The sequence below is a fragment of the Jannaschia rubra genome (assembly GCF_001403735.1).
Taxonomy (GTDB): Bacteria; Pseudomonadota; Alphaproteobacteria; order Rhodobacterales; family Rhodobacteraceae; genus Jannaschia; species Jannaschia rubra.
In genome coordinates, this window is sequence record NZ_CXPG01000016.1 from 79,502 (window position 1) to 101,325 (window position 21,824).

Annotated in this window: 22 protein-coding genes and 1 tRNA gene; 10 read left to right on the forward strand and 13 right to left on the reverse strand. The window is 66.8% G+C overall.

Annotated elements, in window-relative coordinates; translation table 11 throughout:
* Positions 1–79 precede the first annotated feature (79 nt).
* Both lipB and JAN5088_RS08240 read right to left on the reverse strand, forming a co-directional pair.
* A complete protein-coding gene (gene lipB / locus JAN5088_RS08235) occupies positions 80–730 on the reverse strand; it encodes a lipoyl(octanoyl) transferase LipB (protein WP_055682348.1) in 651 nt (216 codons plus the stop codon).
* 41 nt (positions 731–771) lie between these two features.
* The gene (locus JAN5088_RS08240; RefSeq protein WP_055682349.1) at positions 772–987 is read right to left on the reverse strand and encodes a hypothetical protein; all 216 of its coding nucleotides are present in this window, start codon (positions 985–987) and stop codon (positions 772–774) included.
* A 201-nt stretch (positions 988–1,188) separates the two neighbouring features.
* On the opposite strand from JAN5088_RS08240, the gene JAN5088_RS08245 reads away from it, so the two are divergent.
* A tRNA-Leu gene (locus tag JAN5088_RS08245) sits at positions 1,189–1,275 on the forward strand.
* Positions 1,276–1,353: 78 nt separating this feature from the next.
* Here JAN5088_RS08245 and JAN5088_RS08250 read toward each other — a convergent pair.
* Together JAN5088_RS08250 and pepN are read right to left on the reverse strand one after the other, a co-directional pair.
* Positions 1,354–2,226: a 1-acyl-sn-glycerol-3-phosphate acyltransferase gene (locus tag JAN5088_RS08250; RefSeq protein WP_055682350.1), complete on the reverse strand. Its 873-nt coding sequence runs from the start codon at positions 2,224–2,226 to the stop codon at positions 1,354–1,356.
* Positions 2,227–2,360: 134 nt separating this feature from the next.
* Entirely contained in the window at positions 2,361–4,907 is a 2,547-nt protein-coding gene (pepN, locus tag JAN5088_RS08255) for an aminopeptidase N (protein WP_055682351.1), read from the reverse strand.
* A gap of 113 nt (positions 4,908–5,020) precedes the next feature.
* On the opposite strand from pepN, the gene JAN5088_RS18240 reads away from it, so the two are divergent.
* The 5 genes from JAN5088_RS18240 (at position 5,021) to JAN5088_RS08275 (ending at position 9,204) form a co-directional block, all read left to right on the forward strand.
* Positions 5,021–5,203, forward strand: coding sequence for a DUF2256 domain-containing protein (locus JAN5088_RS18240; RefSeq protein ID WP_074962547.1), 183 nt, complete (start codon positions 5,021–5,023; stop codon positions 5,201–5,203).
* A gap of 32 nt (positions 5,204–5,235) precedes the next feature.
* Positions 5,236–7,398, forward strand: a complete 2,163-nt coding sequence (locus tag JAN5088_RS08260) for a malate synthase G (RefSeq protein ID WP_233489744.1) — start codon at positions 5,236–5,238, stop codon at positions 7,396–7,398.
* 4 nt (positions 7,399–7,402) lie between these two features.
* Positions 7,403–7,858 carry a methyltransferase family protein gene (locus JAN5088_RS08265; RefSeq protein ID WP_055682352.1) on the forward strand — a complete coding sequence of 152 codons (456 nt, stop codon included), beginning with the start codon at positions 7,403–7,405 and terminating at the stop codon, positions 7,856–7,858.
* A gap of 39 nt (positions 7,859–7,897) precedes the next feature.
* Positions 7,898–8,326, forward strand: coding sequence for a GlcG/HbpS family heme-binding protein (locus JAN5088_RS08270; protein ID WP_055682353.1), 429 nt, complete (start codon positions 7,898–7,900; stop codon positions 8,324–8,326).
* A gap of 107 nt (positions 8,327–8,433) precedes the next feature.
* A complete protein-coding gene (locus JAN5088_RS08275; RefSeq protein ID WP_055682354.1) occupies positions 8,434–9,204 on the forward strand; it encodes a gamma-glutamyl-gamma-aminobutyrate hydrolase family protein in 771 nt (256 codons plus the stop codon).
* Here the strand turns inward: JAN5088_RS08275 and JAN5088_RS18595 are convergent.
* Genes JAN5088_RS18595 through JAN5088_RS08300 form a run of 5 tightly spaced genes read right to left on the reverse strand, consistent with a single transcriptional unit; the run spans position 9,138 to position 14,046 of the window.
* Positions 9,138–9,668 carry an NUDIX domain-containing protein gene (locus JAN5088_RS18595; protein ID WP_143114730.1) on the reverse strand — a complete coding sequence of 177 codons (531 nt, stop codon included), beginning with the start codon at positions 9,666–9,668 and terminating at the stop codon, positions 9,138–9,140. The two genes, JAN5088_RS08275 and JAN5088_RS18595, sit on opposite strands and share 67 nt — an antisense overlap.
* Positions 9,668–10,546 (reverse strand): amidohydrolase family protein, encoded by an 879-nt coding sequence (locus JAN5088_RS08285; protein WP_055682356.1) that lies wholly within the window; start codon positions 10,544–10,546, stop codon positions 9,668–9,670. The genes JAN5088_RS18595 and JAN5088_RS08285 overlap by 1 nt, the downstream gene beginning before the upstream one ends.
* A 37-nt stretch (positions 10,547–10,583) precedes the next feature.
* On the reverse strand, positions 10,584–12,182 hold the full coding sequence (locus JAN5088_RS08290) for an ATP-dependent DNA ligase (RefSeq protein WP_055682357.1): 1,599 nt from the start codon (positions 12,180–12,182) through the stop codon (positions 10,584–10,586).
* Complete coding sequence (locus JAN5088_RS08295; protein ID WP_055682358.1) at positions 12,179–13,036, reverse strand: alpha/beta hydrolase; 858 nt, start codon at positions 13,034–13,036, stop codon at positions 12,179–12,181. The genes JAN5088_RS08290 and JAN5088_RS08295 overlap by 4 nt, the downstream gene beginning before the upstream one ends.
* Positions 13,033–14,046, reverse strand: a complete 1,014-nt coding sequence (locus tag JAN5088_RS08300; RefSeq protein ID WP_055682359.1) for a ligase-associated DNA damage response exonuclease — start codon at positions 14,044–14,046, stop codon at positions 13,033–13,035. The genes JAN5088_RS08295 and JAN5088_RS08300 overlap by 4 nt, the downstream gene beginning before the upstream one ends.
* A gap of 240 nt (positions 14,047–14,286) precedes the next feature.
* Here JAN5088_RS08300 and JAN5088_RS18880 point away from each other — a divergent pair, with 240 nt between their 5' ends.
* Positions 14,287–14,448: a hypothetical protein gene (locus JAN5088_RS18880; RefSeq protein WP_158448473.1), complete on the forward strand. Its 162-nt coding sequence runs from the start codon at positions 14,287–14,289 to the stop codon at positions 14,446–14,448.
* Positions 14,449–14,524: 76 nt separating this feature from the next.
* On the opposite strand, the gene JAN5088_RS08305 is transcribed toward JAN5088_RS18880, so the two are convergent.
* The 4 genes from JAN5088_RS08305 to JAN5088_RS08320 form a co-directional block, all read right to left on the reverse strand.
* Complete coding sequence (locus tag JAN5088_RS08305) at positions 14,525–15,559, reverse strand: FliG C-terminal domain-containing protein (protein ID WP_074962545.1); 1,035 nt, start codon at positions 15,557–15,559, stop codon at positions 14,525–14,527.
* A 108-nt stretch (positions 15,560–15,667) separates the two neighbouring features.
* Positions 15,668–16,105, reverse strand: coding sequence for a hypothetical protein (locus JAN5088_RS08310; protein WP_143114726.1), 438 nt, complete (start codon positions 16,103–16,105; stop codon positions 15,668–15,670).
* A gap of 95 nt (positions 16,106–16,200) precedes the next feature.
* Complete coding sequence (gene argC / locus JAN5088_RS08315) at positions 16,201–17,112, reverse strand: N-acetyl-gamma-glutamyl-phosphate reductase (protein ID WP_055682362.1); 912 nt, start codon at positions 17,110–17,112, stop codon at positions 16,201–16,203.
* A 70-nt stretch (positions 17,113–17,182) separates the two neighbouring features.
* Positions 17,183–18,148 carry a nuclear transport factor 2 family protein gene (locus tag JAN5088_RS08320; RefSeq protein ID WP_055682363.1) on the reverse strand — a complete coding sequence of 322 codons (966 nt, stop codon included), beginning with the start codon at positions 18,146–18,148 and terminating at the stop codon, positions 17,183–17,185.
* Between the two features lie 197 nt (positions 18,149–18,345).
* Here JAN5088_RS08320 and JAN5088_RS08325 point away from each other — a divergent pair, with 197 nt between their 5' ends.
* The 3 genes from JAN5088_RS08325 to JAN5088_RS08335 are packed head-to-tail and all read left to right on the forward strand — an operon-like array spanning position 18,346 to position 21,793.
* Complete coding sequence (locus JAN5088_RS08325) at positions 18,346–19,563, forward strand: ABC transporter substrate-binding protein (RefSeq protein ID WP_055682405.1); 1,218 nt, start codon at positions 18,346–18,348, stop codon at positions 19,561–19,563.
* 54 nt (positions 19,564–19,617) lie between these two features.
* Complete coding sequence (locus JAN5088_RS08330; protein WP_055682364.1) at positions 19,618–20,637, forward strand: carbohydrate ABC transporter permease; 1,020 nt, start codon at positions 19,618–19,620, stop codon at positions 20,635–20,637.
* 1 nt (position 20,638) lies between these two features.
* Positions 20,639–21,793, forward strand: coding sequence for a carbohydrate ABC transporter permease (locus JAN5088_RS08335; protein ID WP_055682365.1), 1,155 nt, complete (start codon positions 20,639–20,641; stop codon positions 21,791–21,793).
* Positions 21,794–21,824: the final 31 nt, after the last annotated feature.

A 21,824-nucleotide genomic window follows, 5' to 3' on the forward strand; every position in this document is an offset into this window, starting at 1 on the left:
GAGCGCATCCCGCCGGGGAAAATTGACGCAGGCGCGCGCGAGCGGACGTCCAGCCGTCGACAGCCATCGCGCTGGCGGGTCAGGGAAAGCGCTGAACGAACGTCCGTTTCAGCGCATCGTCAAGATCGGCGAGCGTCACCGGCAGCCCCAGGTCGACGAGCGAGGTGACGCCATGGCCACGGATGCCGCAGGGGACGATGCCGTCGAAATGCGACAGGTCCGGCTCCACGTTGATCGACAGGCCGTGATAGCTGATCCAGCGGCTCAGGCGGATGCCGATGGCGGCGATCTTGTCCTCGCGCGCCGTGCCGTCGGGCAGGGGCGGGCGGTCAGGGCGGGAAATCCAGACGCCGACGCGCCCGTCGCGGATCTCGCCCTTCAGGCCGAACTCGGCGAGCGCGTCGATGACCCAGCCCTCCAGCGCCTGGACGAAGGCCCGGACGTCGCGTCCCCGTGCGCCGACGTCCAGCATCACATAGGCGACGCGTTGGCCGGGCCCGTGATAGGTGTATTGCCCGCCCCGTCGCGCCTCATGCACCGGAAACCTGTCGGGGTCCTTCAGGTCGGCGACCCTGGCGGAGGTTCCGGCGGTATAGAGCGGCGGATGCTCCAGCAGCCAGATCGCCTCGTTCGCCGTGCCGGCCCGGATCGCGGCGACGCGCGCCTCCATTTGCCGCAAGGCGTCGGCATAGGGGACGAGGGCGTCCGAAGTGATCCAGTCGGGTTGCATCGGCTTCGGTCTAGAGACGGCGACCGAAGCGAACAAGCGGTCTAGAGAACAAGCGCGGCGATGAGGGCAAAGGGCGCCAGCGCCGCCGCAGCAAGGCAGACGCCCATCAGCGGATCCAGCTCCGGCGGGTCGCGCAGGGAGGGTGAGGCATCGATGTCGGCGGTCGAGTCCCGTACGACTCCCCCAATGTCCCGCGTCGTATCGCAGAGCATGGACCTCAGTTCGAGGTCGGCGACGTCTTCGGCAAGCTCCCTCATGAAAGAACCATGCCACGATTCGGCCGGTGTCGGAAGAACTATTAACAACTGGTTAACGCCAAGGCGCAGCCGGTCGGAACTGCGACCCAAGGGACGACGGGACAAATTACGGAGTTGGCGGAGGTATGGACGCTTCGATCGAAAAAGCCTCTTTCCTTTCGTGCGACGCCTCGTTATCTCGCGCGTCATCCGGCAGGCGATGCGGTCGTGGCGGAATTGGTAGACGCGCAGCGTTGAGGTCGCTGTGGGGTAACACCCGTGGAAGTTCGAGTCTTCTCGACCGCACCATCCTTCGGATGCAGAAACGCCGCCCCTGACCCGGGGCGGCGTTTTGCGTCTAGATCCCCGGGGGTCAGGCCCTGGACGTCAGGCCGCCCGCGCACCCCGTCCGCGCCATCCGGGGCGCGTTTCGGTCAGCTTGATCTCGCCGTGCCGTTCGGACCCGAGGCGCAGCGTCGCATCGCGCAGCACGGCGATTCCCTCGTTTGCGTCGCGCGGCAGGCTGGCGCCGTCGATCGGGCGCCCGAAAGTCAGGTGATAGGGCTGCACGTCCTTGTTCAGCGTCTCGTGGAACAGGGTGATGTCGCGAAGCGTGGGGTGCAGCGCGTCGAAGGTGTAGAACATCGCCGAGTTGCGCGCCCGGATGTGCAACGGCACCACCGGGAGGTCGAACTTGCGCGCGATCATCGCCGCCGAAGCCATCCATGGACGCTCATGCAGACGCAGGCCGCGACGCTTTGCCAGCCGGCCGGACGGGAAGATCACGCCGATGCGCCCGGCTTCCAACGCGGTGCGGGTCAGTTGCATCGTCTCGCGCGTCTTGGTGACGGTGCGCCTGTCCTCGCGCCATTCGACGGGGACGATGATGTCGGAAAACTGCGGCAGCACGCGCAGGATGTCACTGTTGGCGTAATAGAACGCGTCGGGGCGCCGTTGCAGGATCCGGTCGTGAAGGATGATCCCGTCGGCAATGCCCGTGGGATGGTTCGCCACGATCAGCGCGGGGCCCGACTGGGGGATATGTTCGAGGCCGGTCGCCGTGACCCGTCGGGCGATGCGGCGGGCAAGGTCGGCCATGATCCGGTCCACCGGCAGGTCGAGGTAATGCGTCCCGATCTCGACGCACCGCTCATAGGCCAGGATCCGGTTCAGCCCGGCTCGCGCGGTCCGTGCCGAAAGCGTGGGCTCGAACAGCCACGGGGCGCGTTCGGCGATCAGCGGGTCGAGACGGTCGCGCATGGCGCTTCCTCACCGGTCTGCGGGCGCGGTGCCACGGCGGCGCCGACTGTATAAGGAGTGAGATATAGCGACAGCGCGGGGGTTTCCACCGCGTTCTGCACCCTGTCCCGGCCCAAAGGCAGATCGCCGCCGGCCTAGGCCGCCCGCATTCGGGCGACCATCTCCGCCAGATCGCGGCTCGGATCGGCGGCCGCCATCCGGTCGAGTTGTTCGCGGACGAGGGCCTGACGGTCGGCGTCATAGCGGCGCCAGCTGTCGAAGGCGGTGGACATGCGCGCGGCGGTCTGCGGGTTCGACGGGTCGAGCCTCAGCAGCCAGTCCGTCACGAAGGCATAGCCGCTGCCGTCCGCCCGGTGAAAGCCCGCCGGGTTGCCGGTAGTCAGGCCGCCGATCAGCGCGCGGAAGCGGTTGGGGTTCGATGGGTCGAAGTCCGCGCGCTTGGTCAGCCGCTCCGCCACGCCCACGGCATCGACAGGGGTGGCGTGTGCGACCTGCGCCATGAACCACTTGTCCATCACCAGCCGGTCATGGGACCAATCCGCCTCGAACTGCGCCGCGACGTCGGGGTCGCCCACGTCGAGCAGGCAGGCGAAGGCGGCCATCCTGTCGGTCATGTTGTCCGCCGTGTCGTAGACCCGGCGTGCCGCAGCACCGCCATCGCGCATGGTCTGCAACTTCAGCAGGCTGGCCGACAGCGCGCGCTTGCCCGCGTCTTCGGCGGCAGGGGAGTAGGCGCCGGGGGTGGCCATCGCCGCGCGCAGGTCCGGCAGCGCGTTGGCCAGACGCTCCGCGACGGCCATCTGCGCCGCGCGCCGTGTGAGGTGAATGCGGTCGGGGTCGGGCACGATGCCCGCCTCGTGCAGCGACTGGGCCAGGTCGTCCTCCGACGGCAGGGCCAGCGCCAGGGCGCGGAAGGCCGGCTCGGCGTTGTCGTCCTGCGCGAGGGTCGCCACGGCGTCGAGCCATCCGGCGTCGAACTCCGCGTCCTCCGAAATGGCGCGCATCAGGCGATCCTTGGCGAGGACGCGCCCCGCTTCCCACCGGCTGAACGCGTCGGTGTCATGCGCGAGCAGGGTCAGACGGTCGGCATCGGGACGGTCGAACTCGAGGATGACCGGAGCGGAGAAGCCGCGGAGGATCGACAGGACCGGCTTTTCGGCCAGATCGAACGTCAGGCTGTCGCCGGCCGTGGTCAGCTCGCGCACCTCGGTCGGACGGATCTCGTTGCCCTCTCGGTCCAGCAGGCCGAAAGCCAGCGGAATGACCATCGGTTGCTTGTCGGGCTGACCCGGCGTTGGCGGGACGGATTGTGCAAGGTCAATGCGATACAGGCCGTCGCTGAAGTGCTCCGTCACCCGGACGCGCGGGGTGCCGGCTTGCGAGTACCACAGCTTGAACTGCGTCAGATCGCGCTCCGCCGCTTCCTCGAACACGGCGAGCCAATCCTCGATCGTGCAGGCCTCGCCGTCGTGACGCTCGAAATAGAGGGCGACGCCCTGGTCCCACGCCTCCGCGCCGATCAGGGTGCGAAGCATCCCGATCACCTCGGCGCCCTTTTCGTAGACCGTCGCAGTGTAAAAGTTGTTGATCTCGACAAAGCTCTCAGGCCGGACGGGATGCGCGAGGGGGCCCGCATCCTCGCGGAACTGGCGGGCGCGCAGGTTCATCACGTCGCCGATCCGCTGCACGGCGTAGCCGCGCTGATCCTGGCTGAATTGCTCATCGCGGAAGACGGTCAGTCCTTCCTTCAGACACAGCTGGAACCAGTCGCGGCAGGTGATGCGGTTGCCTGTCCAGTTGTGGAAATATTCGTGCGCGACGATCCGTTCGATGTTGGCATAGTCCGCATCGGTCGCCGTCTCGGGCGAGGCGAGGACATAGCGCGAGTTGAAGACGTTGAGGCCCTTGTTCTCCATCGCGCCCATGTTGAAATCGTCTACCGCCACGATGTTGAACACCGACAGGTCATAGGCGCGACCATAGACCTCCTCGTCCCAGGCCATCGACCGCTTGAGCGCGTCCAGGGCATAGGCGGTCCGATCCTCGTCGCCCGGCCGCACCCAGACGTTCAGCGCGACGTCTTTCCCCTCCATCGTGGTAAAGCTGTCGGATGTGGCGACCAGATCGCCCGCCACCAGCGCGAACAGATAGGTGGGCTTGGGCCAGGGATCGTGCCAGACGCCCGCCGCCCGCTCGTTGCCGTTCGACAGAAGGACCGGCAGGTCGGAGTCGATGGCGACATCGTAGGTCGCCATCACGTCGGGTCGGTCGAGCATCCATGTGATCCGGCGGAACCCCTCGGCCTCGCACTGGGTGCAATACATTCCGTTCGACATGTAAAGACCCGACAGCGCCTTGTTGTCGGCAGGAGCGATCTCGACCACCGTCTCCAGTAGGAACTCGTCAGGCGCGTCGTGCAGGGTCAGCGTCCGGTCGCCGAGGGTGTGGCGGTCCGCGTCCAGCGGCACGCCGTCGAGCGTGACCGACAGGGTCTTCAGCCCTTCACCGTTCAGGACCATCTCGCCCGGACCTTGCCGCTTGCATGTCAGGCGGCTGCTGACGCGCGTGGCTTTGGGATCGAGCTGGAACGACACGTCAAGATGCGTCACCGTCACCGGGACGGGGGCGTAGTCGGCCAGATGGACGGTCTCGGGGGTCTGTTCGGGGGTCGCGTCGCGCATGGGGAGCTCCTGTCTGGCGGCAAAGCTAGGGCCTGCGGCGTGCGACCGCCACCCCCCGGAATGGCCACCGGGCGGGCCGGCGCTATGGTCCGGAGCGTGCAAGGGGGGGAGCGATGGCGAAAACGGTTCGCAAGGGCGATCTGCCGACGAAGATCTGCGCCGCCTGCGGCCGTCCGTTCGTCTGGCGCCGGAAGTGGCAGCGGGACTGGGAGGCCGTGCGCTATTGCTCGGACCGATGCCGGTCGGCCAGGCCGCCCCGATCGGCCCCTGTTGCCGAGGATGGACCCGCAGGGTAGAGCGGCTGCTGAAAAACGAACGGAAAGGCCAGATGATGACCACCACGACGCCCCGCATCGACAAGTCAGGCCTTCAGGTGTCGGCCGATCTGGCCCGGTTCATCGACGAGCAGGCCCTTCCCGGCACCAGCGTCGATGCGGCCACGTTCTGGAACGGGTTTTCCGCGCTGGTTCACGATCTCGCCCCTCGCAACGCCGACCTGCTGGCCCGGCGCGAGGCTATCCAGACCGAGATCGACGACTGGCATCTGCGCCACCGGGACCGGCCTTTCGATGCGGATGCCTATCGCGCCTTTCTGTCCGAGATCGGGTATCTCGTCCCCGAGGGCGAGGATTTCGCCATCGACACCACGAACGTCGACCCCGAGATCGCGCTGGTCCCCGGACCACAGCTCGTCGTGCCGATCACCAACGCGCGCTATGCGCTCAACGCCGCGAACGCACGCTGGGGCAACCTCTATGACGCGCTGTACGGGACCGACGCGCTGGGCGACCTGCCGACGGGTCAGGAATACGATACGTCGCGCGGTCAGCGGGTGATCGACTGGGCCAAGGGTTTCCTCGACCAGGCGGTGCCGCTTTCTGGCGGGGCCTGGCGCGACGTGACCGAAGTGACGATCGACGGCAACGACCTGGTGCTGAAGGTGGGTGACGACACGGCGTCGCTGTCGGACGGCGCGGCCTATGAGGGGTGGGTCCGCGACGGCGGCACCCTGCGCGTCTTGCTGCGGCACAACGGTCTGGGCATCGTCCTCGTCATCGCGCCGGACGGGACGATCGGCAAGGACGACGCGATGGGACTCGACGCCGTTTATCTGGAGTCGGCCGTCTCCGCGATCATGGACTGCGAGGATTCGGTCGCCTGCGTCGATGCCGAGGACAAGATCGTGGCCTATGGCAATTGGCTGGGCCTGATGCGGGGCGACCTGTCGGTCGAGGTGTCGAAGGGCGACCATACATTCACCCGTGCGTTGAACCCCGATATGGAATTCAACGGCCCGGACGGTCTGGTTACCGTCAAGGGCCGGGCGCTGATGCTGATCCGGAACGTCGGCCACCTGATGACGAACCCGGCCATCCTGATGCGCGACGGGTCCGAGATCCCCGAAGGTCTGATGGATGCGGCAATCACCACGCTCATCGCCATGCACGACCTGTCCAAGACCTCCGGACCGCGCAATTCGGTCCGCGGGTCCGTCTATGTGGTCAAACCCAAGATGCACGGGCCCGAGGAAGTGGCCTTCGCCGACGAGATTTTCACGCGTGTCGAGACGATGCTGGGCCTGCCCGCGAACACCGTCAAGCTGGGCATCATGGACGAGGAGCGCCGCACCTCGGCCAACCTGAAGGAGTGCATCCGCGCCGCGAAATCTCGTGTGGCCTTCATCAACACGGGCTTCCTCGACCGCACCGGCGACGAGATCCACACCAGCATGGAAGCCGGGCCCATGCTGCCCAAGGGCGAGATGAAGTCGACGCCCTGGATCAATGCCTATGAGGACCGCAATGTCGACATAGGCCTGGCTTGCGGCCTGCAGGGGCGGGCGCAGATCGGCAAGGGGATGTGGGCGATGCCCGACCGGATGGCCGACATGCTGGCGCAGAAGATCGAGCATCCGCGCGCGGGCGCGAACTGCGCCTGGGTGCCGTCGCCCACCGCCGCCACGCTGCACGCGACGCATTACCACGCCATCGACGTGCTGGCCCGGCAGGAGGAGTTGAAGGAAGGGGGGCCGCGCGCCTCGCTCGGCGATCTTCTGACGATCCCGGTGATGGACGGTCGCAACCTGTCGGAAGACCAGATCGCGGCCGAGATCGAGAACAATGCGCAGGGCATCCTCGGTTATGTCGTCCGCTGGATCGACGCGGGCGTCGGATGCTCCAAGGTTCCCGACATCAATGACGTGGGGCTCATGGAAGACCGCGCGACCTGCCGGATTTCCTCGCAAGCGCTGGCGAACTGGCTGCACCACGGTGTCATCTCGCGCGACCAGGTCGAGAGCGCGATGCGAAAGATGGCTGCCAAGGTCGACGCGCAGAACGCGGGCACGCCCGGCTATACGCCCATGGCACCCGGCTTCGATGGCCCTGCCTACAAGGCGGCGCAGGATCTGGTGTTCGAGGGGCGCGTCCAGCCTTCGGGCTATACCGAGCCGGTGCTGCATCGCCGCAGGCTCGAACTGAAGCACGGCTAGGGCAGTGTCGATCCGCCGCGATTTCCCCGACCTGCCGCCGATCTGGGCGGTGGGAACGCTGGCGATCCAGTGGCTCGCGGCGACGTGGCTGCCCATCCTGCGGTTCGACGCCGCGTGGACCGACTGGCTGGGCGGGGTGGTCATTGCGGGCGGACTTGCCCTCATGGTCTGGTCCGCCGTCTGGTTCCGCCGCAAGCGCACCGCGATCGAGCCGCGCGAGACGCCGGCCGCCCTGATCGTCGAGGGGCCGTTCCGCATTAACCGCAACCCGATCTATACCGGCATGACCGCAGTGCTGGTCGGCGCCGGCCTTCTGTTCGGCGCGCTGTCGTCGTTGGCGCTTGCTTTGCTGTTCCCGGTCATTGTCACCCGTCGCTTCGTTCTGGGCGAGGAAGCGGCGTTGAAAGCGGCCTTCGGCACGAAGGCGCAGGCTTATTTTGCCGAGACCCGGCGCTGGTAGGATGCCAAGCCGTAGCCCGATCACTGAAAGGACCGCATCATGGCCGAACTGACGTTGCGCCACGCAAGGCAGATCATCGAGGCGACCTTCGCCAAGGGTCGGGAGATGGGGCTGAAGCCCCTGACCGTCATCGTCGTCGATGCTGGCGGCCATGTTAAGGCGTTCGAACGGGCGGACGACACCGCGCCGGGGCGGTTCGGCATCGCGCACGGCAAGGCGCATGGCGCGATCATGATGGGGGCGGGCGGCCGCGCGTTGATGAAACGGGCCGAGGATCAGGCCTATTTCATCGCCGCCGTCAACGGCGTCTTCGGCGGCGCGCTGGTGCCCGTGCCGGGCGGCATCCTGATCCGCGATTCCGAGGGCGCGATACGGGGCGCGGTGGGCGTGACCGGCGACACCTCGGACAACGATGCCGAAGCGGGGCTGGCCGGGATCGAGGCGGCGGGACTGACCGGCGAGGCGTGAGCCCATCCTGCGACGCCACCCTGCGTCAGCGCGCAGATCGCCTGCGCGCAGGGGATAGGCGAAAGGCCGCCGGGTCGCTATCTTCGGCCAAACGCCGGAGGACCTGAATGCGACCGATCGTCGGGATCATATCGAACAGCTATCTCATCAACGACCAGTATCCGGCACATGCCAACGGCAAGATGAACACCGACGCTGTGGCGCAGGTCTGCGACGCCATTCCCCTGACTTTCGCGGCCGATCCCGCCGTCACCGATATCGGGGAGTTGCTCGACGTTTTCGACGGTTTTTTGCTGACCGGCGGGCGGCCGAACGTCCACCCCGAAGAATACGGGCAGGAGGAGACGGAGGCCCATGGCGCCTTCGACCGGGCGCGCGACCGCGTGGCCCTGCCGCTCGTGCGGGCCTGCGTCGAACGGGGACAACCTGTGCTGGGCCTCTGCCGTGGCTTCCAGGAGGTTGCGGTGGCCATGGGCTCGACCCTGCACCCCGAGATCCGTGACCTGCCGGGGCGGATGAATCACCGGATGCCGCCCGATGGCTCCATCGAGGAGAAGTTCGCCCTGCGCCACGAGGTCCGGTTCACCCCCGGCGGTCCCTTCGCATGCCTGATGGGGGCCGACGTGGTGATGACCAACACGCTGCACGGACAGGGGATCGACGTGCCGGGGCCGCGCATCCGGGTCGACGGCGTCGCGCCCGACGGCACGCCGGAGGCGATCTGTGTCGATGGCGCGCCGGGCTTCGCGCTCGCCGTTCAGTGGCACCCCGAGTACAACGCCGCCGCCGACCCGGTGTCGCGCCCCCTGTTTCAAGCGTTCGGCGACGCCTGTCGGGCATGGCGGGCGCAACGCATGGGGCTGCGCCGCGTGTCCTGAGCGGGGTGTTTTCGGACCAGCAGCCGATTTACCTGCCGCAGCGCGTGGACGTGCGCGAGGTGCCATTCGCGACCGCCGCCTGCCCCCAGGGGATGCCAGAAGAAGCGGAACAGGTGGCCGCCGTCATCGTCGCAGTGGTGCGCGAAGCGGTCGGGGATGATGCCACCTTGCATCAGTACGAAATCCCAGACCATGCCCGGCACGGCAACGGGAAGGCGCCCGAGGTGACGCAGCGGGGTGAGGGTCAGGCCGCTTTCCTCTCGCAATTCGCGGCTGGCGGTACAGACCGCCGTCTCACCCAACTCCGGCGTGCCCTTGACGAGCTGACACCCCGCCCGCGGATGGCGGAAGGCGAGGATGGCCCCGTCGCGCAGGACGACCGGGCAGACCTTTCGCACCGGTCCGGGGAGCCGCGTCAGGCCAGGCTCGATCCCCGCACCATGCGTCGCGCCCGGCGCGGGCATCAGAACCCGTAGAGACGTTCGGGATTGTCGACCAGCACGGCCTGCCGGACATCGTCGTTGGGGCACACCCGGTCGAAGGCATCCAGAAGCGCGCCGGGTTCGGCCCGCGCGGCACCGTTGAGCATGATCTGCGGCCAGTCCGACCCCCATAGGCATCGTAGGGGGTTCGCCTCCAGCAAAGCCGCGACATGACCGTCCACCGCATCGAACGGGGCCGCGCAATGACGGTAGAGACCCGACAGCTTCACCCAGACCTTTCCCTGTTCCATCAGGGACAGCAGGCAGCGGAACCCCGGCTCCTCCAGTCCCGCCGTGACATCGGGCCAGGCGATATGGTCCAGAACGACCGGCACGGGCATCGCGGCGATCCGGGGGGCGAGCGGTTCCAGGTGCCGATGCGCCATCAGCAGCATCTGGACGTGCAACCCATAGTCGGCGAGGCGGGGGGCCATCGCCTCCACCCCGTCCCAGGACAGCACGCCGCCATGGACGTAGTTCAGGCGCACCCCCTCGAAACCCGCAGTCGACAGGTGGTCGAGATCGCCGTCCGTGGCGTCGTCAGTCACCAGCCCGATGCCCCGCGCACAGTCTCGGCCCAGGTCGTCGATGGCGCGTGCCGTCAGGGTGTTGTCGGTGCCGTAGAGGGTCGACTGCACCACGACCGTCCGCTCGATCCCGAGCGCTGCCATCTGCGCGCGGTAGGCGGACAGATAGTCGCCGTAGCTCCACCCCTCGGCTGGGTCCTCGACCCGGTCGGGTGACAGATGGCCGTCGGAGGTACCGCCGAGGATGTGGACATGCGTGTCGCACGCACCCGGGGGCGCCGCGCGGCGGGGCGCAGTCGCAGACGGCGGGGGGGCGGATCGGGGCAAGGTCATGGTTCAAGTCTAGAACTCAATGTGCCACCCGGCAACGTCAGCCGTAGAGGTCGAGCATTTCGAGCAGATCGTCGTGCGTGTTCGCCTGGTCCACGGTCTTGTCATGACGCCATCGAAGCATCCGGGGAAACCGCAGCGCGACGCCGGATTTGTGCCGGGTGGATTTCTGGATCCCCTCGAACCCGATCTCGAACACATGGTGCGGCGGAACGCGACGCACGGGGCCGAAGCGTTCCAGCGTGTTGCGGCGCACCCAATGGGTGATCTTGCGAAACTCCTCGTCGGTCAGGCCGGAATAGGCCTTGGTAAAAGGCACGAGGTCCGGCCCCTTCCACACGGCGAAGGTGAAATCGGTGTAGAGGTTCGCGCGCCGTCCGTGCCCCGCCTGCGCGTAGACCATCACCGCGTCGATGCTGAGGGGATCGAGCTTCCACTTCCACCAATCGCCCCGCTTGCGGCCGACGTGATAAGGGCTGTCGGCGCGCTTGAGCATCAGTCCTTCGGCCGCGTGGTCGCGCGCCGTCGCGCGGATGTCGCCGAGCGCGTCCCAGCCATCGAAGGGGATCAGGGGCGACGGCTGCACGGGCGCCTCGGGCGGCAGGTCGCGCAGCACATCCTCCAGCCGTGCCCGGCGTTCGGCGAAGGGGCGCGCGCGAATGTCTGTGCCGTCATGTTCCAGTAGGTCATAGGCACGCAGGATCGCCGGCGCGTCGGCCAGCACCTTCTTCGGCACGGTCTTGCGGCCGATCCGCGTCTGAAGGGCCGCGAAGCGCATGGGCTGTCCGCTCGCCGCGTCCCAGGCCAGGACTTCGCCGTCGATGACGGTGCCATCGGGCAGGAAGTCGCGCACGCGCGCGAATTCGGGAAAGCGGTCGGTCATCAATTCCTCACCCCGCGACCAGAGGTGATGCTGACCGCCACGCAGGATGAGCTGCCCCCGGATGCCGTCCCACTTCCATTCGGCAAGCCAGTCGTCGGGGGGGCCGAGAACCGCCGGGTCGCCCTCCACCCCGTGCGCCAGGCAGAAGGGATAAGGGCGGCTCAGGTCCGCGTCGGGGTCGGGCGCGGTGATGAGGGCCGCGTAGCTCGTGGTCTCGGGCGTCCAATTGCCCATGAGCCGGTGCGCCAGTTCGGGCTCCGCAATACCGGTCGCCTGAGCCAGGGCACGTGTCATCAGCTTGCGACTGACACCGACGCGGAAGCCCCCGGTGATGAGCTTGTTGAAGACGAACCTTTCGGTCCCGCCAAGGCGCGTCCAGGCGTCCAGAACAGCGGCCTTGCGGTCGGCCTCGTCCTGCGTGGACAGGGCACGGATGTCCGCGATCCAGTCCGACAGGCTCCGGTCGCTGGTCCGCTCGGGTTCGGGCAGGACAAGGTGAATCGTCTCGGCCAGATCGCCGACCACGTCATAGCTCGACTGGAACAGCCACATCGGCAGTCCCGCCACCTCCGCCGCCCACTCCGACAGGCGCGCGGCGTTCACCGTCCGTTTTGGCCGGCGCCCCGACAGGAGCGCAATGGTCCACAGCCGGTCCGCATCGGGCGCGTCGCGGAAATACTCGGCGAGTGCCACGGTCTTGGCCGAGGTCTTCGTCGTTTGGTCGAGGGTAATGAACAGGCGCGAAAAACGTTTCATGACAGGAACTCCGCCATGGCTGCGACGGCGCTGTCCGCCTTGGGCGTCCGATCCGCAAACAATTGCCAGACATGCGGGACGCCGCCGGTCTTCTGCATCTCCACCGCAGCCCCGAACGACCGGAGGCGTTCCGCGATGAGGTCTGCATCCTCCTCCAGGATCTCGCCCTCCGCACACTGGATCAGGACCGGGGGCGCGCCGTCGAAGCGCGCATGAATCGGAGAGATGCGGGGGTCGGACGGGTCGTTCTCCGCCACATAGGTGCGGGCGATGCGACGAAGCGTGGCGATGGGGAACAGGATGTCGTCCCGTCCGTCCGGGGCGGGGCGACCGGGGTTCAGATCGACGGCGGGCGAGGCGAGGATCAGGCGTTCCGGCCCGGCCCGTTCAGGCAGGAGAGCGGCCAGCGTGGTAAGGGCGAGCGTTCCGCCCGCGCTGTCGCCCCCAAGCGCGAACGGTCCCCCGGCCGCGATCCCGCGCACGACCGCGATACAGTCATCATGACCTGCGGGGAACGGATTTTCGGGTGCCAGTCGATAGTCCGGCACGATCACGCGCCGCCCCGTGCGCCGCGCAAGTGCCCGTGCCAGGCCCGCATAGCTGCGGGAGGAGCCGAGGATGAATCCGCCGCCATGCAGCCAGACAAGGATGCCCTCCGCGTCGCGCGGCGTGAAGACGCCACAGGACACGCCGGCGATGTCGGACCGATCCATGCGGACATCGCAGTCGCCGGAGGTGGGCGGCGCAACCAGATGGAACGCCTGGCGCAGGACGGGCCAGGGCACGGGGACGGCCAGCGCCGGCTTGACGAGGCGGCGGCACAGGGCGACCAGCGCGCGGTCACGCCATGTCATGCAGCGGTCTCCTCGGCGTCGTCCTCGTCGATCAGGTCGTCGCCGAATTCCGTCTGCACGATCTGCGCGTCGTAGCCCTGCGACTCGAGCCACTGGCGGAACACGGTCGTATAGCCGTGGGTCGCGAAGATGCGCGTCGCGCCGGTTTCGGCGATCGCCGCGTTCAGCCCCTTCCAGTCCGCATGGTCGCTGACCACGAAGCCGCGATCGGCCGCCCGTCTGCGTCGCACGCCACGCAGCGCCATCCACCCCGACGCGAAAGCCGTCGACAGGGTGCCGAACCGGCGCGTCCAGTTGCCGGCAAGAGCCGAAGGCGGCGCGATGACGAGGGCGCCCGGATGTGTCTTTGCCGTGACCTCCGGCGTCACGCGGATGGTCTCGGGCAACCGCAGGCCCTGGGCGCGCATCACCTGATTGGTGTTTTCCACCGCGCCATGGGTCAGGATCGGGGCGATGGAGGGATCGATCATCGTCAGCACCCGCTGCGCCTTGCCGAGCGAATAAGCCCCTATGGCGGACATGCGGCCGGCGTGGCGGTTGGCCTGCCACCATTCGTTGATCTGGGCGGCGAGTTCCTCTTCGGGGCGCCAGTCGAAGACGGGCAATCCGAAGGTGCATTCGGTGATGAAGGCGTGGCACGGCACCGGCTCGAACGGTTCGGACAGACCGTCGGACGTGGTCTTGTAGTCGCCCGAGACAACCCAGACCTCACCCCCGTGCTCAACTCTGATCTGCGCGCTGCCAGGGACGTGGCCTGCGGGATGGAAGCTGACGGTGACGCCATTGATGTCGCGCGTCCGACCGAACGGGATGCTGTCCAGGTCGATGTCGCCCAGCCGGTGCCGGATGACGGGCGCCGCGGCCTCGCTGGTCAGGTAGTGGCGATGCCCCGGATAGGAGTGATCCGCATGGCCATGCGTGACCAAAGCGCGTTCGACCGGTTTCCACGGGTCGATGTAGAAACGGCCGGCGGGGCAATAAATCCCCTCGTCGTGAAATTCCAGAACCATGTCCGACGATCTAGGCGTCGCGCGTCCCTGCGACCAGTGCGGGGGCCAACTTGGGCACTGAGAAGGCGCATCAGGGGCAGGAACTTCCGATCCCGTCACGGAGATCGCGCGGTTTTAACCATTCGGGTGAAGCAATGGCCCGGGGGGCGTGGGCATTGTCGGCGTAGGCTGAACAATCGTGCCTTTTTCTGGTCTCATTCCGGAGCGATACCCGACAAGAGTATGAACGGAGGAGTAACCATGAATATCTGTCTCGACGGTCTGAAATCCGGCTCCTTCTGCTTCGGGGACAGCCTCGCCCGGTTGCACGGAACCGAATACGGGTTGACCCACACCGGCCTCGGCATGCTCGCGCTCATCGGTGTGGCAATGGTCGTTTACGTGTTCCGCGATCCGGCTTGATCCTTCGTAAGGTCGCATCCGAATGGACGCTTCGGCACCGCATGCTGCGGACCTGTCGAGGGCGGGGTGGTGACCGTCAGGTCTCCGGCGTGCTGAGGATGAGCTCGCCGTCCTCCTCCATCTGACGGATTACGGCGACGATGGCGGACATGGCCGTTTCGGCCTCCTCCGCGGTCGGGGGTGAACGCTCGGCCACCTCATCGCGCAGTTGCTCGGCCAGGCGTTTGGAAATCGCACCCAGCATGAATTCCGATATCGCGCTCATCTCTGGCGGAGTTCCCGCTATGGCGGTGACAAGCACGGTGTTCTCCACCCCTCGCAGGACGCGGGGCAGGTCGCGCGGATCGACCCGGTCGGCGATGTTCTCATAGCTGAAGACCGTTGCACGGACGCGAGCCGCGAAGGCGGCATCCACGGCGTCCAGACTGTCGAGAATGCTCCGCCGTACGCCTGACGTGGCTGCGTTGAGGATATTGCCCACCCGCTTGACCCCATCGGCATCGAAGGCCGGCGTCCTGCGCGTAGCGCTCTGCCGCCCGAGCGCCATGCCGATCTGCGCGACGGCGGCGGGGGTCACATCCTCGGTCCGGGCGAAAGCCGCAGCAATACTGTCGGCCCGGTCGCTGGGCAGCGATCCGATGATCTCGGCCGCACGGGCCGCCGGAAGTTTCGACAGCAGGACCGCCGACACCTCATCGGATTCCCCGTCCATCATCTGTCTGATCGCGGCCACGTCGAGTCCGGCGATTTGAGCCCACGGCCCGTCACCGGGCCGCGCGGTATCACCCAGTTCGGCCATCATTCCGTCGATCACGTCGAGGGAAAGCTGGCTTTCCAATGCGGCCAGCACCCGGGCGGGGTCGCGCGGGAAGTGCAAGCCGATGCTGTCGAGTTCCGAGGCGAACTCGGCAACCACACCGGCCAGCGTCTCGCGGTCGATGAATCGCAGGCGCGCGATCTCACGAACGATCAGACGCTGCTGGTCCGGCGGCAGGTCGCGCAGCCCAGGGTCCGCCCCGCCCGACACCAGCAGGTGTATGATGACGGCGGCCTTCTGACGGGGAGTCAGGGGAGCGGAGGGCGCCCGCGCGGGCAGGGAAGGGAACGACAAGACGGCAACCTCGGGGGTCGGGGGGATGCCCCCTTGTTGCCTTTGAAACGTTAAGAACCCGTTGCAAGACGGAACGATCCCGTGCGACGGCTTCCGGTCGCCGTTGCGTCAATCGCCGGTCGCGAAATCGTTCCAGCAGAGCGCATCTTCGTCTTGCCAGGTCGTGCCTGGATTGCATTCGCCCACTTCGATGTTGGCGGTTCCGGCCGGAATGATGGCGCCGGACGAGGTTTCGTCGGTGACACCCGCGCCCGTCAGGACGAGCACCGCCTCGCCGGATTCATCGACGATGATCCGCGAGATCATCGCATCCTTTTCACCCGTAAGCAGCACGGCCGACCGACCCAGGCCGGAGAACGCGATATCGGTGTCGTCGTTGATGACGATGCTCGCCGTTTGGCCGGTCGCAATTTGCGGCGGAGCCACGAGGTCCGCATCGGTCACTTCCGGATTATCCGCCGACGCAGTCGTCGTGGCGACGACGGGGTCGAGAGGGTCGATGGCGCTGACGAATTTCTGGGCGTAGGCGGCGCCGGGGGCGAGCATCAGGGCAACGACGGAAAGGCGGAGCATGGCAGGAACCTCGGTATTGGCAGACAACCGAAGGTTAAACAGGCAACGACGGCCGGAATGCGATGGCTTTATGTCAGACCGGCGGTTTCTTTGGCACCGATCATGACATTCAGGTTCTGCACGGCGGTTCCCGATGCGCCCTTGCCGAGATTGTCGAGAACGGCGGCCACCGTCACCCGCCCCTCGCCATCGCCCTGAACGGTCAGGATCATGCGGTTGGTGTCGTTGGCGGCCTGCGGGTCGATGCGGTCTCCGGGCTGCGCCACGGTCACGAAGGGGTCGCCCGCATAGAAATCGCGCAGGCAGGCCTCGATCCGGGCATGGCCCGCGACCTCGCCCGGCAGCATGTCGGCATGCAGGTGAAGTTGCACGATCATGCCCTGCGCAAAGGCGCCGACGGCGGGCTGGAACAGCGGTTTGCGGGTCAGGCCGCCATGGCGCATGATTTCGGGCACATGCTTGTGCGACTGGTGCACGGCATAAAGGTAGAAGCCCGGAGCAGCCCCCCCCTCATGCTCCGCGATCAGGGCCTTGCCGCCACCGGTATATCCCGACACGCCGGTCAGGACGACGCCGTGGTCCGCCGGCAGGATCCCGGCATCCGTCAGGGGGCGGAGCATGGCGATCGAGCCGGTCGCATAGCACCCCACGTTCGCCACCCGCCGCGCGTCGCGGATGCGGTCGCGCTGGCCTGGCAGTTCTGGCATGCCGTAGACCCACGTCGGATCGATCCGGTGCGCGGTCGAGGCGTCGATCAGCCGCGTGTTCCCCGCCATCCGCACGGCCTCGACCGCAGCGTCGTCGGGCAGGCACAGGATGGCAACGTCCGCCTGGGCATAAGCATCCCGCCGGGCGGTCCTGTCCTTGCGGTGCTCCTCCGGGACCGACACGATGCGGATGTCGTCACGCGCGCCCAGGCGGTCGCGGATGCGGAGACCGGTGGTTCCGGCTTCCCCGTCGATGAACACTGCGGTCGTCATGGCGTCGTCTCCGTCCTTCGTCCTTCCGCCGGGATACGCGACACTGCGGGAGGGAGCAACACGGAGGGGATCACCCAAGGATGTCGTGGCCCATCTGGCGGAACAGATCGACATAGTCGAGCAGCACCCAGTTCTCGGCGATCCGTCCGTCGGCGCAACGATAGAAATCCATGACCCGCAGGGTCAGATCCTTCCCGGTCGCCGGAAACCCGAGGTAATCGCCCCGATGCGTCATGGTCATCGACGGCCAGCCTGACACGGCTGCATAGTTCCCATCGCCCAGACGGCAATAGTGGTTGCCGCCCTTCCGGTCGGGAAAGGCGTGCAGGAAAGGCGCGCGGTGGTCGCGCACGAATCCGTCCCACAGGTAATTGGACCCGATGCCGCCGGGGCCATACCACAGCATGTCGTCGGCCCAGGTCCCGCCCTCGCCGGTCTGCCCCGCGGAGGCATTGGTCTCGGGATCGTAGACATGCAGGTCGCTCAGCATCCGTTCCACCAGCGACAGGCTCGCCTCACCGTCGCCTTCGGTCGGGCAGATGCCGTCGTGGGTGGCGGGGCCGGGGAACAGCATCTCGGTCCCCAGCTTCTCGGGCCAGGGGTCGCGGCCGGCCTGCCGCATCAGGTCGGGCAGGTCCATGATGATCCTCGACTCCGTGATGCGCCAGTCGTCGCCCAGCCGATGGAACTCCCCCCACCGCAAGAACGAGAGGCGCTGCGACGGTGCCACGCCCCACAGGGTGCCTTCGTGCATGCCCACGACATGTCCGAAGCCGGCGACCCAGCGGCCGCCCTGCGCCCGTCGGTTCATCCCGCCGATCCACAGCTCCGGCCGGCGCCGCGCCGCCGTCAGCGCCGAGCGCAAGGGCAAGATCACTTGCGCCAGGATGGCGTCGCGCCCCTCGACCCGGTCGAGCGGCGCCATCAGGTGCCAGACGGCATCCTCGGTCAAGATCCGTGGCGCTGTCTGCGCAGGATCGTCCGCCGATAACAGGTCGGCAAGGCCGGACATGGTCGCGGCGCGGAAATCGGTCATGTCGGGCCTCACTCGATGGGTAGATTCAGGCTTGCGCGGTTGGGGCAAGCGCGGCTAGCGTTCCTTGCAAGCGTATGCATCGCGGCGATCCTATTGGCATCGGGGCAAAAGAAAAGGTGCATTCGCAGGAAATTCGGCCGGTCGGCGTGGGGGAGGATACCGCGCGGCGGCTGCAACGGATCGACAGGGAGACGACGATGCTCATCAGGAAGCTTGTCCTTGCGGGGGCGATGGCGATGGGGGCGCAGGCCGCGGTCGCGGAATGTGCCTTCGAAAACGACGTGACGGTCAGGACGCTCAGCGCCGGGTTCGAGGCCTGGAAGGCCGTCACCGACGCGATGGCCGAATGCGGCGGCGTGCAGGCCGAACTGGATCAGGAGTTCCGCACCAAGCAGCCCGCGGCATTTGCGGCCAATCCCTCGCTCTATTCCGTCGGCGGAGTTTCGAACGGCACGATCACGCCCCTTCTGAACGAAGGCACGATCCGGCCGTTGGACGATCTGGTCGAGGAATACGGTCGGAACCTTGCGCCGAACCAGCTGATACGAGTCGATGGCAAGGTCATGGCCGTGGCCATGATGGTGAACACGCAGCACCTGATGTATCGCAAGGACATCTTCGAGGATCTGGGACTGGACGTCCCCACAACCTATGACGAGGTGCTGGAAGCCGCTGCCGCCATCAAGGAAGCGGGCGTGGTCGAATATCCGATCGGGGCCACGATGAAGGCCGGCTGGGACATCGCGCAGGATTTCAACAACATGTTCCTGGGCTACGGTGGCACCTTCTACAACGACGACAGCACGCCGGCGGTCAATTCGGAGGCCGGGTTGAAGGCGCTCGAGACGATGAAGGCGCTGACGGAATACATGGACCCCGAGTTTCTCGTCTCCGACAGCACCTATGTCCAGCAGCAGTTCCAGCAGGGCAAGATCGCCATGGCGAACCTCTGGGGGTCGCGCGGCGGCGCGATGGAGGATCCGGCAGAAAGCCAGGTCGTCGGCCTCGTCGGCTCGGCAGCGGCGCCGAAGGCAGTGGAGGGCGGCCCGCCCGCCACGACGCTCTGGTGGGACGGCATCGTGATCGCCCAGAACATCGACGACGCGACCGCCGAAGCGGCTTTCCGCGTGGCGATGGAGGGGATGGACAGCGAGATGGTCAAGAACCACCAGCGCGATGCGATCTGGCTGATCGAAGGCTATGAGCCCGACGAAATGGCCTCCGGTGCGATTGCCACCGCGATGGCCGATCCCGCGCCGCTCAGCTATCCGTCGACCAGCCAGATGGGGCTGATGCACACCGCCATCGGCAACGAGCTGGACGGCTACTTCACCGGCCGCCGTTCCGCCGACGAGACGCTGAAGGCGATCGAGGAGAGCTATATCTCCGCCGCCAGGGAAGCCGGGCTTCTCTAGTCGCGACGGGGGCGTCCGCTGCCGGGCGCCCCGCCTTCCCGGAGGGATCATCGGATGAAGTTCAAGACCTTCGCCATGTTCGTGGGACCGTCGATCCTGCTGATGCTGGTCTTCATCGCCTTTCCGCTGGTGACGGTCCTCGTCAACTCGTTCCAAGTGACGCAGCCGATCTTCACGACCCAGACGGTCGAGACCTGCACCCCTGGTTTCGTGACGCAGACCTGCACAACCTCGGTCAAGACCGTGCCCGTGCTGGACGAGGCGGGCAACACGGTCACGACGACGCGGTGGGTGGGTCTTTCGTCCTATGCCAACGTGCTGGGCGGCGACCGGCTGACACGGGCGCTGTCGAACTGGGACATCGGCGCGGTCCTGCGGATCGACTTCTGGAAGGCACTGCGCTTCACGTTGACGTTCACCCTCATCACGTTGCCCTTCGTGCTGGCGCTGGGCCTTGCCGTGGCGGTCGTCGTCAACAATGCGGCGCGGTCGATCAAGGGACCTGTGATCTTCGTGTCGCTGCTGCCCTTCATCATCACTCCAGTGATCGGGGCCCTGTCGATCCGCTGGCTGTTCTACGGCGATGGAATCGTGACGATCTGGCTCGAAGCGCTGTTCTCGACGGACCTGGCGGTCGCGGCGAACGGCTGGGCGGTGGAGTTCCTGATGATGTTCTACCGCGTCTGGCACGTCGCGCCCTTCGCCTTCGTCATCTTCTACGCCGGGCTCCAGACGGTGAATCAGGACACGCTGGAATCGGCGGTGATCGACGGCGCGTCCCGGTGGGAGAGGCTGCGCTACGTCGTCATCCCGCATCTGATGCCGCTGATCGTCTTCATCACCCTCATCCACCTCATGGACGCCTACCGCGCCTTCGAGGAGGTGATCGGGTTCTCGTCGCAGTCGCACCGCATCACGCTGCAATACCTGACCTACGATTTCCTGCAGCCCGACGATGCCGGCAACCGTCAGATTTCATCGGCTTCGGCTTCGGCCATGCTGACGATGATCGGGGTGGTCATCCTGCTGGCCGCACCGCTGCGTCGCACCTGGCGCGACCACAGGGGGGGCTGACATGTCGATACCACAGGCCATGCGGCAGCCGCCGTCGCTGAAGCTGGCGTCGAACCTGTTCCTGCTGTTCTGGCTGATCCTCGCGGCGTTCCCGCTGGTCTGGATCCTGGCCATGTCGTTCAAGTCGCCGGTCGACGCCTTCTCGGCCTCGGCGTGGGACGTGCTGCGGGGGCCGCGCACCCTGTCCGACGGACACGGGCTGTCGGTGGTGGACATCGTCCTGGGGGTCGCGGTGATCTGGCTGTCGATCAAGGCCGGGACGCGGTGGCTCGTGCCGATGGCGGCCGGCGAGGGCACCTTGCAGCGCATCTTCAGCTGGGCCGTGATCGCCCTGGGCTTCGCGCTCCTGTTCATCATCGGGTTCTTCGTCATCGTCCCATGGGTCGCGGAGCCTCTCAACGCGTCGCTCGGGCCGCTGGGCCGGCCGGTGCTGGGCCTCACGACGCAGCACTACGAATCCGTCTGGATCGACAACGCCTTCTACGAGAACCTCCAGAACTCGATGATCGTGACGTTCGGCGTGGTCACCGTGTCGCTGACCGTGGGGACGCTGGCGGGTTACGGCCTCGCGCGCTCCGGCTCGACGCTGGCGTTCTGGATCCTGATCATCGCGCTGATCTTCCGCGCGCTGCCGCATTCGGTGCTGGTTGCGGGCTATCTGCCGGTGTTCATCAACTCGGCCGAGATCCTGCGGCCTATCCTGGGTGACAACGCTCCGACGCTCTACGGACAGCCGCTGGCCGTGATCGCCGTGCTGGTATCGATCAACCAGCCGTTCACCATCTGGATGCTGCGCTCGTTCTTCCAGAGCATTCCCGTCGATCTCGATGAATCCGCCCGCGTCGATGGCTGCACCCACTTTCAGGCATTCCGCTGGGTCATCATGCCGGTCATGTGGCCGGGCGTCATAACCACGGGGCTGTTCAGCTTCCTTCTGGCCTACAACGACTTCCTCGTGGCGTCCCTCCTGCTCGATGCGTCGAACCAGACGATGGTTCCGGCCATCGTGGGCTATTTCAACCGCGAGACGACGACCACCGACCAGGTCGAGGCCATCGCCGCCGCCGTCAGCATCACGGCGCCGTTGTTCCTGCTCGTCATGATCTTCCAGCGCCAGATCGTGTCGGGCCTGACGGCTGGGGCGGTCAAGGGCTGAGCTTAGGCGCCGTTTCCGCGGCCGGTGGCGC